16 protein-coding genes are annotated in these 11,395 nt (G+C 65.6%); 10 read left to right on the top strand and 6 right to left on the bottom strand.

Annotated elements, in window-relative coordinates:
- Positions 1 to 23 precede the first annotated feature (23 nt).
- The 3 genes from AC1DQK_RS15050 (at position 24) to rpsI (ending at position 2,236) form a co-directional block, all read left to right on the top strand.
- Positions 24 to 1,091, top strand: a complete 1,068-nt coding sequence (locus tag AC1DQK_RS15050) for a COX15/CtaA family protein (protein ID WP_477871923.1) — start codon at positions 24 to 26, stop codon at positions 1,089 to 1,091.
- Between the two features lie 111 nt (positions 1,092 to 1,202).
- Positions 1,203 to 1,682, top strand: a complete 480-nt coding sequence (gene rplM, locus AC1DQK_RS15055) for a 50S ribosomal protein L13 (protein WP_477871925.1) — start codon at positions 1,203 to 1,205, stop codon at positions 1,680 to 1,682.
- On the top strand, positions 1,682 to 2,236 hold the full coding sequence (rpsI, locus tag AC1DQK_RS15060) for a 30S ribosomal protein S9 (RefSeq protein ID WP_477871927.1): 555 nt from the start codon (positions 1,682 to 1,684) through the stop codon (positions 2,234 to 2,236). Before rplM ends, rpsI begins: the two co-directional genes overlap by 1 nt.
- A gap of 163 nt (positions 2,237 to 2,399) precedes the next feature.
- Here the strand turns inward: rpsI and AC1DQK_RS15065 are convergent, their stop codons facing one another.
- Positions 2,400 to 2,792: a hypothetical protein gene (locus AC1DQK_RS15065; protein WP_477871929.1), complete on the bottom strand. Its 393-nt coding sequence runs from the start codon at positions 2,790 to 2,792 to the stop codon at positions 2,400 to 2,402.
- 172 nt (positions 2,793 to 2,964) lie between these two features.
- Between AC1DQK_RS15065 and AC1DQK_RS15070 the strand changes: the two genes are divergently transcribed.
- Genes AC1DQK_RS15070 through AC1DQK_RS15085 form a run of 4 tightly spaced genes read left to right on the top strand, consistent with a single transcriptional unit; the run spans position 2,965 to position 5,831 of the window.
- Positions 2,965 to 3,285: a hypothetical protein gene (locus AC1DQK_RS15070; protein WP_477871931.1), complete on the top strand. Its 321-nt coding sequence runs from the start codon at positions 2,965 to 2,967 to the stop codon at positions 3,283 to 3,285.
- 14 nt (positions 3,286 to 3,299) lie between these two features.
- Positions 3,300 to 4,259 (top strand): hypothetical protein, encoded by a 960-nt coding sequence (locus AC1DQK_RS15075; RefSeq protein ID WP_477871933.1) that lies wholly within the window; start codon positions 3,300 to 3,302, stop codon positions 4,257 to 4,259.
- Positions 4,260 to 5,192, top strand: coding sequence for a S41 family peptidase (locus AC1DQK_RS15080; protein ID WP_477871935.1), 933 nt, complete (start codon positions 4,260 to 4,262; stop codon positions 5,190 to 5,192). It abuts the gene before it with no gap.
- Between the two features lie 39 nt (positions 5,193 to 5,231).
- Positions 5,232 to 5,831: a TIGR02466 family protein gene (locus AC1DQK_RS15085; RefSeq protein ID WP_477871937.1), complete on the top strand. Its 600-nt coding sequence runs from the start codon at positions 5,232 to 5,234 to the stop codon at positions 5,829 to 5,831.
- Between the two features lie 34 nt (positions 5,832 to 5,865).
- On the opposite strand, the gene AC1DQK_RS15090 is transcribed toward AC1DQK_RS15085, so the two are convergent.
- The 4 genes from AC1DQK_RS15090 to AC1DQK_RS15105 are packed head-to-tail and all read right to left on the bottom strand — an operon-like array spanning position 5,866 to position 8,213.
- A complete protein-coding gene (locus AC1DQK_RS15090; RefSeq protein ID WP_477871939.1) occupies positions 5,866 to 6,648 on the bottom strand; it encodes a VOC family protein in 783 nt (260 codons plus the stop codon).
- 13 nt (positions 6,649 to 6,661) lie between these two features.
- The gene (locus tag AC1DQK_RS15095) at positions 6,662 to 7,132 is read right to left on the bottom strand and encodes a VOC family protein (protein ID WP_477871941.1); all 471 of its coding nucleotides are present in this window, start codon (positions 7,130 to 7,132) and stop codon (positions 6,662 to 6,664) included.
- A 44-nt stretch (positions 7,133 to 7,176) separates the two neighbouring features.
- The gene (locus tag AC1DQK_RS15100) at positions 7,177 to 7,734 is read right to left on the bottom strand and encodes a GNAT family N-acetyltransferase (RefSeq protein WP_477872136.1); all 558 of its coding nucleotides are present in this window, start codon (positions 7,732 to 7,734) and stop codon (positions 7,177 to 7,179) included.
- A 2-nt stretch (positions 7,735 to 7,736) separates the two neighbouring features.
- Positions 7,737 to 8,213, bottom strand: a complete 477-nt coding sequence (locus AC1DQK_RS15105; protein WP_477871943.1) for an SH3 domain-containing protein — start codon at positions 8,211 to 8,213, stop codon at positions 7,737 to 7,739.
- A 110-nt stretch (positions 8,214 to 8,323) separates the two neighbouring features.
- On the opposite strand from AC1DQK_RS15105, the gene AC1DQK_RS15110 reads away from it, so the two are divergent.
- Together AC1DQK_RS15110 and AC1DQK_RS15115 are read left to right on the top strand one after the other, a co-directional pair.
- Positions 8,324 to 9,322, top strand: a complete 999-nt coding sequence (locus AC1DQK_RS15110) for a 2-hydroxyacid dehydrogenase (protein ID WP_477871945.1) — start codon at positions 8,324 to 8,326, stop codon at positions 9,320 to 9,322.
- Positions 9,323 to 9,453: 131 nt separating this feature from the next.
- Positions 9,454 to 9,744, top strand: a complete 291-nt coding sequence (locus AC1DQK_RS15115) for a hypothetical protein (RefSeq protein ID WP_340313374.1) — start codon at positions 9,454 to 9,456, stop codon at positions 9,742 to 9,744.
- Between the two features lie 76 nt (positions 9,745 to 9,820).
- On the opposite strand, the gene AC1DQK_RS15120 is transcribed toward AC1DQK_RS15115, so the two are convergent.
- Positions 9,821 to 10,648, bottom strand: coding sequence for an ABC transporter permease (locus AC1DQK_RS15120; protein WP_477871947.1), 828 nt, complete (start codon positions 10,646 to 10,648; stop codon positions 9,821 to 9,823).
- 79 nt (positions 10,649 to 10,727) lie between these two features.
- On the opposite strand from AC1DQK_RS15120, the gene AC1DQK_RS15125 reads away from it, so the two are divergent.
- Complete coding sequence (locus tag AC1DQK_RS15125; protein WP_477871949.1) at positions 10,728 to 11,390, top strand: GcrA family cell cycle regulator; 663 nt, start codon at positions 10,728 to 10,730, stop codon at positions 11,388 to 11,390.
- The last annotated feature ends 5 nt before the right edge of the window (positions 11,391 to 11,395 follow it).

Here is an 11,395-nt window from a genome sequence, read left to right on the forward strand (position 1 = left end):
TGAAGAAGCCGCTCCACTGGCGCATGAGCGCGGGCATGTCGTTGCTGTCCCGACCCGCCGCCGCTTCCCCGCGCCCTCGCGCGCTCGCCAACTGGCTGCTGTTCGTCGCGGCGCTGGTGTTCGCGATCGTCGTGGTCGGCGGGATCACCCGGCTGACCGAGTCGGGCCTTTCGATCACCGAGTGGAAGCCAATCCGCGGCATCGTCCCGCCGCTGAACAAGGCCGAATGGCAGGCCGAGTTCGAGAATTACAAGACGATCCCGCAATATACCGCCTTCAACCTCCACATGACGCTGGAGGGGTTCAAATCGATCTACTTCTGGGAATATCTCCACCGGCTGCTCGCCCGCGGGATCGGCTTCGTCCTCGCGCTGGTGATGCTCGCCGCGTGGTGGAAGCGTGCCATCCCGGCCGGCTATGGCTGGCGGATGATCGCGATCTTCGCGCTCGGCGGACTGCAGGGCCTGATCGGTTGGTGGATGGTCTATTCCGGCCTGTCGGCACGGACCGAAGTCAGCCATATCCGGCTTGCCACGCATCTCCTCGCGGCGCTCCTGATCTTCTCGGCGCTGCTGTGGACCGTCCTCGACCTTCGCCGCCTCGCCCGCGATGGCAGCGCCGGGCCGGCCCGGGTCCCTGGCCTCGCCCTCGCCGCGCTGCTGATCCTGGCGGTGCAGATCATGTTGGGCGCTTTCGTGGCCGGACTGCGCGCCGGCTATGCCTTTGCGAGCTGGCCGAAGATGGGCGAGGACTGGTTTCCCTCGGGAGGATGGAACCCGGCGCTCGGCTTCGCCAACCTCTACGACAATCCAATCGTGGTGCAGTTCGTCCATCGCTGGTGGGCCTGGGCCGCCGCCATCGCCGCCCTGGCCGTTGCCGGCGCCGCCCGAAGCAAGGGCGCCAAGGGGCCGGTTTACGCTGTCGCCACCTTCATTGTCCTTCAGATCGGCCTTGGCATCGCCACGCTGATGACCGGAGTAGACCTGCATGTCGCCATCGCGCATCAGGCGGTGGCGGTGCTGCTGCTCGGGTCGCTCCTATGGGCAGCGCACAGCCTCACGGCACCTAACGGTATTATAATACCTCATTAAAATAAGCCCATTTTGCTTGACTTATTTGGCCCCCATGCGCATTAGCGCCCCGTCAACGCCGTCCTTTGCCGGGCGGCGTCATTCGTTTGTGAAACAAGAAGGTCCAAGCCCATGAAGGCGCTGATGAAGACCACCAAGGTGGCGACACCGCATACGGTGGAAAAGAAGTGGCACATCGTTGACGCGGAAGGGCTGGTCGTCGGCCGCGCCGCTTCGATCATCGCCAACATCCTGCGTGGCAAGCACAAGGCGAGCTACACGCCGTTCATCGATTGTGGTGACAACGTCATCATCATCAATGCCGAGAAGGTTCGCTTCACCGGCAAGAAGCTGAGCCAGAAAGTCTATTATCGCCACACCGGCTATGCCGGCGGCATCAAGGAAGCCCACGCGGACAAGATCCTCGAGGGCCGCTTCCCCGAGCGCGTGCTCGAAAAGGCGATCGAGCGCATGATCCCGCGCGGCCCGCTAGGCCGCCAGCAGATGCGCAACCTGCGCATCTTCAAGGGCACCGAGCATCCGCATGAAGCCCAGAACCCCGAAGTCCTCGACATCGGGTCGATGAACCGCAAGAACAAGGTGGGCGCATAATGTCCGATAACCGCCAGTCCCTTTCCGATCTCGCCTCGCTGACGGGCGCGCCTGTCGAGCCCGTCGCCGCCGGCGAATCCGCTCCGGCCTACACGACCGACGAAGGCCCCGCCGCTCCGGCGCCGATCGTCTCGACGATGCCGCTGCGCGAGCAGATCATCGACGCGCAGGGCCGCGCTTATGCCACCGGCCGCCGCAAGGACGCCGTCGCCCGCGTGTGGATCAAGCCGGGCACCGGCAAGATCACGGTCAACGGCCGCGACCAGGAAGTCTACTTCGCGCGTCCGACGCTGCGTCTCGTCATCAACCAGCCGTTCGGTGTCGCCGAGCGTCAGGGTCAGTATGACGTAATCTGCACCGTCAAGGGCGGTGGCCTTTCCGGCCAGGCCGGCGCGGTCAAGCACGGCATCAGTCAGGCGCTGACCAAGTACGAGCCCATCCTGCGCGCGCCCGTCAAGGCCGCCGGTTTCCTGACCCGCGACAGCCGCGCGGTCGAGCGCAAGAAGTACGGCCGCGCCAAGGCACGCCGGAGCTTCCAGTTCTCGAAGCGCTAAGAGCGATATCAGGCCGGGCTATGCCCGGCGGCTCGGAGAGCGCGGCGTTGGACAACGCCGCTCCGGGCAACTGCTCCAAACGATACGGGCTGCCAGCAATGGCGGCCCGTTTTCGTTTTCGGGCCTCGGCGAGGCCTTGATCAGGCTCTACGCGATCGAAGCGTCAGCCCTTCGGCTTGGTGTAGGGCACGAACTCACCAAGACCCAGCGTCCCGGTCGGGAAGAACATGCTCGGGTCGAGCAGCCGCACGATATCGATGCTGCACAGGTCGCTGCTGTGCGTATCCGTCAGCAGCACGTCGTTGCGATCGAGAAAGTCCGCACCGCTTCTAGGACGGTTCACATACAAGGTGCTGCCGACCCTGTAGAGGATCGCCGTCCGCTCGAAGATCTGGCTGGAATCGATCCGGTGCAGCGGGATGCAGTTGACCGGCTTTCCCGCGACCCGCCCGTCCAACGCCTTGGCGAGCCGGGCTTCGGCATCTACCCTGGCCGCCTGGACCGGGATCGATGCCGCCATCAATATACCGCTTATCAGGCACAGTGTAGCGCGCATGGCACATTCTCCATTGATGCTGGCAATATGGGGTTCAGCAACTGAACTGACAATGACCAGACGGAAGCGCGATCAGATTCCCTTGGCGAGCTATTTCCTTGCTCTCCGATGAACGCCGGAACCGGGTCGTTTCTAACCCGTTGCAATAGATAATTATGGAGGAGTTCTCGTCATGAACAAGTTGCTAGCAGTGGGGGGAGCGGTCTTGCTCACGGTCGGCACAGCCATGCCAGCCTCGGCGCAGAGCGCGCCGCATATCCTGCGCGGCGCGGGCATCGGCGCAGCCGGCGGCGTGGTTGCCGGTGCGCTGATCCCCGGCCTGTCGGTGGGCGAAGGCCTGTTGATCGGCGGCGCGGGCGGTGCGCTGTACAATACGGTGATCGATAAGGGCCATCATCGGACCTATCGCAGCCGCAGCTACGCCTCGTCGCGCAACCACGCCTCTGCCCAGACGTCGACGGCGCCACGCTATCGCAGCTATCGCCACAACTGATCCGGAAGGAAGCGATGAGCGCCAGGCCAGCGCGGGCGACCATTCTCCTCGCGCTGGCGCTTGCCGCTACCCCCGGCAGCGCAGGCGCACGCAAGCCGACCATCCCGCCACCTCCGACTGGCGAACTGCTGCTGGACATGGCCGACCCGGTCATCGTGTTGGAGGTCGGCCGGGTGACGCTGAGGCTGCGCGTCGGCCTTGAGCAGAAAAGACTGATCGAGCTCAATCCCGACGCAGCCGAACGACTGCGCACCGATCCGCCCGATCGCAGCTTCGCCTTCGAGCCGGGCTTCGAGGCGCAGGTCGGGCGGGAGACGCTCAAGGGGATCCAGGCGACCGTTCCCGTCACCATCAACGACAGGAAAATGATCGTCCAGGTCGCCTCGCATGGCCGCGCCTGCTGTGTCGGCGTCGATGGCGAGATCGGCATGGGGCTGCTGCCATATGCAACGATCCACTTCGTGCGCGCCGGCGCAGGCGACCCGGGCCGCAGGGCCGATTTCCTGATCGACGACGACAGCGAACATGGCCCACAGGCGACCATATTGGTCGGATCCACGCCGATGTTCGTCCAATTCTCGCTCGAGCGGCCGGACAGCGTCGCAACGGCATCGGCTGGTGCGATACTGGCCCAGGCCCATGGCGGACGACTCGACGCGACCGGCAGCCCGACCGTGGCAGCCTTCGGCGTAGAACGCCCCACCGCCACGCTGAGCTTCCCGCGGCGGGTCGACGTCGCAGGCTTCGGCTTCGACAGGCTGCCGGTGCGGATTGCGGACTTTGCCGGCCGGTTCGATTTCCCGGCCGATCCGACGGAGCCGGGCGACATCGTCGTCAAGAAGAAAACGGAGCAGCAGGCCGCATGGCCTGTGGTAATGATCGGCCGCGACCGGATGGACCGCTGCAGCGAAGCGCTGTTCGACACCGTCGCGCACCGGCTGACGCTGCGCTGCGCCTTCGATGGAGCGACCTGAATGCGCTGGCCGACGAGGCTTTCGCTGATACTCAGCCTCGTCGCCGGCGCATCGGCGGCGTTTCCGGCCGGACGCGAACAGGCTCTCAATGCGCGTGTCTTCGATCGCGTCTGGACGCTGGTCGCCGATCGTTACTGGGATCGGTCGATGGGCGGCAACGACTGGGAGGCGATCCGCGAGAAATATTATCCCAGGGCACTGGCCGCGCGCGACCAGAAGCAACTCTACGCCATTATCAACAACATGCTCGACCAGCTCGACGACAGCCATGTCTACGCGACACCGCCGGGCGACATCGCCATATCGCACGAGCCTGCCGAAGATCGCGACCTGTTACCTGGCCGGCGGTTGGCCCGGATGCCGGGCGGCATCTTGCTGCTCGCCTTCGATCAGTTCGATCCGGGCGATGATCGCTGGATTGCCGACGCCATCGCCGGCACCGCCAACCTCAGCGGCGTGATCCTCGACCTGCGGGACAATAGCGGGGGACGCGACGACGTCCTCGACAAAGTCGCCGGCCTGTTCACCCCGAGACGCGAGGTACTGATCCGCCTTGCCGGCAAGACCGTCATCGAGGAAAAAACACGCGGCGCAGGGCCGCTGGCCTATCTGGGCCCGCTCGCCGTGATCGTCGGTCCGCACACCGCCAGCGCCGCGGAGATCCTCGCCTTCTTCCTCGACGAGAGGCGGCATGCCTATGTGGTCGGCGAGCATAGCGCAGGCGCGGTCACCGGCGGAGTCGACTATCGCCTGCCCGGCGGTGGCCAGCTGACGGTCGCCGAATATGATATCCGCACCGCCAGCGGCACGCGGCTGGAAGGCAAAGGCGTCACACCGCGATACCGCGTGCCGACGAACAAGGCGCCACATGACCTGGCCCTGGCAAAAGCAGTGGCGCTGATCAGGGGTGCGGGGGCCAAGGCTGAGGGTTAGGCGCTTGAACTCCAATCCTCGCCATGCTCATGCGGCTGCATGACGATCCGCTCCCTCTTCGTGACGCGCCTCTACGAGGCGATGATCGACAAACCCGATCTGCTCACCGAACTCGATCATTCGGTGAGAATGCTCGCCGCGGATGACCGCGCCGGCAGGACATGGTCGAAGGCGCATGGCTATCGCGGCTACACCTCCTATGCCTCGCTCGCCGACCTGCCGTCGCGCGATCCGGTGTTCGCCGACCTGGTCAAGCTTCTCAACGGCCATGTCCGCAGCTTTGCCGAGGCGTCGCACCTCGATCTGGCGCGGCGCCTCAAGCTCGACAGCCTGTGGGTCAACCTGCTGAAGCCCGGTGGCAGCCATTCCGGCCATATCCATCCCCACAGCGTCGTGTCGGGCACATTCTATGTCAGCGTGCCGCCAGGATCGGGCGCGCTGAAGCTGGAGGACCCGCGCCTGCCGCTGATGATGGCGGCGCCGCCGCGCACGCCCGACGCGCCTGAAGACAGCCGCAGCTTCGTCTATGCCGAGCCGCGCCCAGGCATGGTTCTGCTGTGGGAGAGCTGGCTGCGGCATGAGGTGCCGGCCGGCGACGGCAAGGGCGAGAGGATCAGCGTCAGCTTCAATTATAGCTAAGCAAGCCCGATGCTTCACGCCGGCGAGCGTTGCCTCAGCGTTGCGGCGCGACCAGCGCAAACTGGGCGCCCTGCGGATCCTGGGCATTGACGATCCACATCCCGCCGGGAACCTCCTGGGGGCCGTGCAGTATCTTCCCGCCATTTTCGGTGATGCGCGCGCCGGCCGCGTCGATCGCATCAACATGGAAATAGAACAGCCAATAGGGCCTGGCCGCGCCGGGATCGTTGAACATCGCTCCGCTGGTGACGCCAGAGGCAGAGCCCTCGGGCGCCGGCTCCTGCGCGATCATCTGATATGTGCCCATCGCGCCCATCTCCATGGCATCGGTCTTCGACCAGCCGAATAGCGACGCGTAGAAGGCGAAGCCCGCTGCCCAGTCGCTGCTGTGCAGTTCGTGCCAGTCGACCCCGCCGACCGTGCCCATCGGTACCGGCGGCATGCCTGGTCCGTCGGGCTGGAGGAAATTGAAGATCGCGCCCTGCGGATCGGCGACGATCGCGAAGCGGCCGACATTCGGGATCATCTCCGGCTCGCGATGCACCGAACCTCCGGCCGCGCGAACGCGCGGGAGCGCCGCATCGATATCGGTGACATGGATATAGCCGACCCAGCAGGGCTGCAGCCCATGCGCCGCGGCCTCGGCCGGGATCGTCATCAGGCCGCCCACGCCGCGCCCGCCGGCCTCGACGATCGTGTAGGGATCGGTCGGGTCTCCGAAGGGCTGGAGCGTCCAGCCGACCACCTCGGAATAGAAGGCTTCCGCCGCCGGCCGGTCGCTCGTCATGAGTTCGTACCAGAAAAATCTGTTAGACATATGCTGTCTCCCTTCAGGCGTTGGCCGCGGCGCGCTCGATCGTCGCGATGTCCAGCTTCACCATGCGAAGCACCTCGTTCATCACCGCCTTGGCCTTGGCGGGATCGGACATCATCTCTCCGAAATTGTCGGGGACGATCTGCCAGTGCAGGCCGTAGCGATCCGCCAGCCAGCCACATTCCAGTGGCTTGCCGCCTTCGAGCAAGGCATCCCAGACCCGATCGAGCTCAGCCTGCCCACGCGCGCCAAAGGCCATCGATACCGCGAGGCTATGCTCGGCGTCGATGCCCCCGTTCAGGGCCTGGAATTTCTGCCCGGCGAGGGTGAACTCCACCAGCATCACCGCCCCCTGGGCACCGCCCGGCGTGTCGATGGGGCTCTTGTGGACGGCATCGATGCGCGAGTCCGGCAGGATAGATGCGTAGAATCGGGCAGCTTCCTCGGCCTGATCCTTGAACCACAGGCAAGGCGTTATCCGCGACACGGCTTCTCCTCCTCGGCGCTCCGGGTGGCGCGCACACCCTATCCCTACTCCACCCTGCGTGACAGGTCTTTGCGACGCCCGGTGATTGCATCACGCCGAAGCTTGATGACCGTCTTGCCCTTATATTCGGCTTCCCCGAAGCGCGCGAAGCCAAGCTTCTCTGCAACCCGGAGCGAAGGCGCGTTTTCGGGATTGATGATGCAGACGGTACGACCGGGGCCGAGCTTTGCCTCGAACCAGTGCAGCATCGCCGCCGCCGCCTCGGTGGCATAGCCGCGGCCATGGACGTCGCTTGCCAGCATCCAGGCGAACTCGGGGTGGCTGTCGAAATCCTCGCCAAGTCCGCGGTGGAAATCTGCGAGCCCCACTTCGCCGATCACCCGCCCCGATGCCTTCTCCTCCACGATCAGAAGGCCGTAGCCGAGCAGCGCCCAATGACCGGCGAACCGCATCAGCCGATGCCAGCTGTCCTCGCGGCTCATCGGCGTCCCGTAGATTAACCGCACTGCTTCGGGATCGCTGGTCAGTTTACAGCAGGCCTCATAGTCGTCGAGCCGATGCGGCCTCAGGGTCAGCCGCGGCGTCTCGAGCACCGGCCCCATCGTCACTCGACGATTTCACCCGCATCGACGCCCCAGATATGGTCGACCTCGATATAGCCGGTCTTGCCGCCCGCATCGAAAAGGCACCAGTTGCTCTCGCATTTGCTGATCTTGCCGACCACGCCCGGTTCGGCGCGCCAGTTGAGACGTGCGGTGCTGCTGGGCTCCGCGAGCATCTGGGCGGGACTGTCGCCGGTCACCACCGCGGTCCGCTGGGCGCTCAGCAGCGTGGCGAGCATCCAGCCCTCGGTGCCATCCTGCTCCCGGATCCGGCGCCAGTTGCCATAGACCTGAAGCACTTTCACCGGCAGGTCGCGGCGGCGATAGCGCCACGTGGCGGGGTATGTCCGTTCGGGACCGGTCCGCATCAGCGCGTCGCCGGTCGCGATCGATGCCCAATAGGGTGTCTTGCGTTCCTGCGCCTCGGCTGCGCCCGCGACAGCCAGCATGCCGAGCATCGTGCAGCCCAGTTTGTTCAATGCAATTCCCCATTCACGAACCTGGGCGCCATAGTAGAGTCCCGCGGTCGCCGTTCAAGAGTCGAGACGCCCCGCTTGCGCTATGCCGCAGGCAGGATTAGCGACAGGCCATGGTCGAGCCTGAACGCCCCCGCCGTCCCAAGCTGGTCGTCACGCGCCGCCTGCCTCCGCAGGTCGAAGCGCGGATGAACGAATTGTTCGACGTCGAACTGAGCGAAGACGACCTGCCGCTGAGTGCCAAGGGGCTGGCTGGTGCCGCGGCGCGCTGCGACGTGCTGGTGCCGACGATTACCGACCATGTCGATGCGGCGGTGATCGCTGCCGGCAAGGGCCGGCTCCGGCTGATCGCCAACTTCGGCAATGGCGTCGACCATATCGACCTGCGTGCCGCCCGGGCAGCGAACATCATCGTCACCAACACGCCCGGCGTCCTCACCGAAGATACCGCCGACATGACGATGGCGCTGATCCTGTCGGTGCCGCGGCGGCTCGCGGAAGGCGAGAAGCTGGTGCGATCGGGCAACTGGACCGGCTGGAGCCCCGCTGCGATGCTCGGCCACAGGATCAACGGCAAGCGCCTCGGCATCATCGGCATGGGCCGGATCGGCCAGGCGGTCGCGCGCCGCGCACGTGCCTTCGATCTGACGATCAGCTATCATAATCGCCACCGCCTGCCCGAGGTCGTGGAGCAACAACTGGCGGCGCGCTACGAGCCCGATCTCGACAAGCTTCTGGTCGACAGCGACATCGTCTCGATCCACTGCCCGCACACGCCCGAGACCGAGAATCTCCTCGACGCGCGGCGCGTCGCGCTGCTGCCGCAGCATCTGTACCTGATCAACACCGCGCGCGGGCCGATCGTCGACGAGGAGGCGCTGATCCAGCGGCTTGAACGCGGCGAGATCGCAGGCGCGGGCCTGGATGTGTTCGCGCATGAGCCGGCGATCGACGCGAGACTGCTCGCGCTCGATAATGTCGTGCTGCTGCCGCACATGGGCTCGGCCACTTTCGAAGGGCGCGCCGCGACCGGCGAGCGCGTCATCGCCAATATCAGGCAATGGATAGACGGCGATCGCCCGCGCGACCAGGTGCTCGAAGGCTGGCTCTAATCGCCAAGATGAACGGCGGCGTCAGGCCCTGTTCAGTCCCATCCCGGTACAAAAACTACGCCAGATGAACGCCGGAACATTGTGCAGAAGGCCACGTTCTCTGACGCAGCATTACTGGAAGGGAAGATGTCATGAAGACGAACAAGTTCATCGCAGCGGCGGTCGCCCTGTCCGTAGCAGGTACCACCGCGCCGGCGTTCGCGCAGAGCGCGGGCCACATTCTCCGCGGCGCGGGCATCGGCGCAGCCGGTGGTGCTGTCGCTGGCGCCGTAATTCCTGGCCTTTCGGTCGGTGAGGGTGCGCTGATCGGCGGCGCCGGCGGTGCGGTCATCAACTCGCTCGACAAGAAGCATCGCTATTATCGTGACAGTTATGGCCGCAAATATTGGGTCGATAAGCACGGCCGCCGCCACTACAAATAAGGCCGACCCAGAAATGAACAGGGCCGCTCCAGACGGGGCGGCCCTTTTCGGTTGCAGGTCGGAATCGAGGCTGCGCTCAGCTCTTGATCTTCCACCCACGGGCGAGCGCCGCATAGTTGATCCAGGCCAGCAGCGCATTGAGCGCCAGCAGGCCGAGCGCGCCGACCATGATCGGCGAGTCGGTGGTGCCGAGAAACCCGTAGCGGAAGCCCGAGATCACATAGAAGAATGGGTTGGCGTGGCTGACCGCCTGGAAGCCCGCGTGCAGGCTGTCGATCGAGTAGAAGGTTCCCGACAGCAGCGACAGCGGGCCGACGACGAAGTTCTGGATCGCGGCAGCATGATCGAATTTGTCGGCCCAGATCGACGTCAGCACGCCGACCAGGCTGAGCAGCACCGCCCCCATCAACCCGAACCACATCGCTACCAGCGGATGCGCCGGCACCACATCGACGCCTGGCCAGAACAGCATCGCGATCCACAAGGCAGCGCCGACCAGCACCGCGCGGGTAACCGACGCGCCGACCAGCGCCAACAGCATTTCGCCGGTGGACAGCGGCGGCATCAGATAGTCGATGATCGTGCCCTGCATCTTGCCGACCAGCAGCGAGAAGCTGGCATTGGCGAAGGCAGCGTTCATCATGCCCATCACGATCAGGCCCGGCGCGACGAAGGTCGCGAAGGGATGACCCATCACCTCGCGACCGCCACGACCCAGCGCGACGGTGAAAATCACGAGATAAAGCAGGGTCGTGAAGGCTGGCGCCCAAATAGTCTGCAGGTGGACCTTGAAGAACCGCCTCACCTCCTTCACATAGAGGGCTCGCATTCCCCCCCAGTTGAAGAACGGGATAATCGGCTCGCCTGGCGGCGGGATCATGTTTTTTTTGGGCTGGTCGCTCATGGGCATTTCGCCTATCGGCTGACCGCCCCGCCTGCAAGAGCCTGGGGTCGCCCAGATGCGGGCAAGACCGAGGTAGACCATGTCCTGGACCGACGAACGGATCGATCAGTTGAAGCGCCTCTGGGGTCAGGGGATGACCGCCAGCCAGATTGCCGATGAACTGGGCGGCGTCAGTCGCAACGCCGTAATCGGCAAGGCGCATCGCCTCGGCCTCGAAGCACGGCCTTCGCCCGTCAAGGGCGGCGAGGCGCCGGCGAGCGGCATTCCCGCGACGCCGGCCACAGTTGCCGCCCCGCCCGCGCCCGAGAAGATCGTGGCAGCGCCCGCGCCGCGCCCGGCGCCCGCCCCCGTAGCGCCCGCGCCCGCCGCTTTGGTTCCGCCGCCCGAGCGTCCTGCAGCGCCGCAGGTGATGGTGCGCTCGATCGGCCCCGGCGGCTTCCAGCGCCAGACTCCGGGCGAGCAGACCGCACCGATCCAGCCGGCCCCGCCGCGCCGCCTCGTGCCGGCCAAGCCGTCGGCCGACATGGCCGGCAAGACCAGCCTGCTCGATCTGAACGACAAGATCTGCAAATGGCCGCTCGGCCATCCCGGCGAGCCCGATTTCCATTTCTGCGGCGAGGTCATCAATCCCGGCTTCCCTTATTGCCTCGAGCATTGCTCGATTGCCTATCAGGCGCAGCTGCCCCGCCGCGACCGCCGCCCGCCGCCGCCGCTGCCGTTCGGCGGCCCGCGCGTGCGCTGATTTCG

The sequence above is a fragment of the Rhizorhabdus sp. P4_G5 genome, from assembly GCF_056401065.1.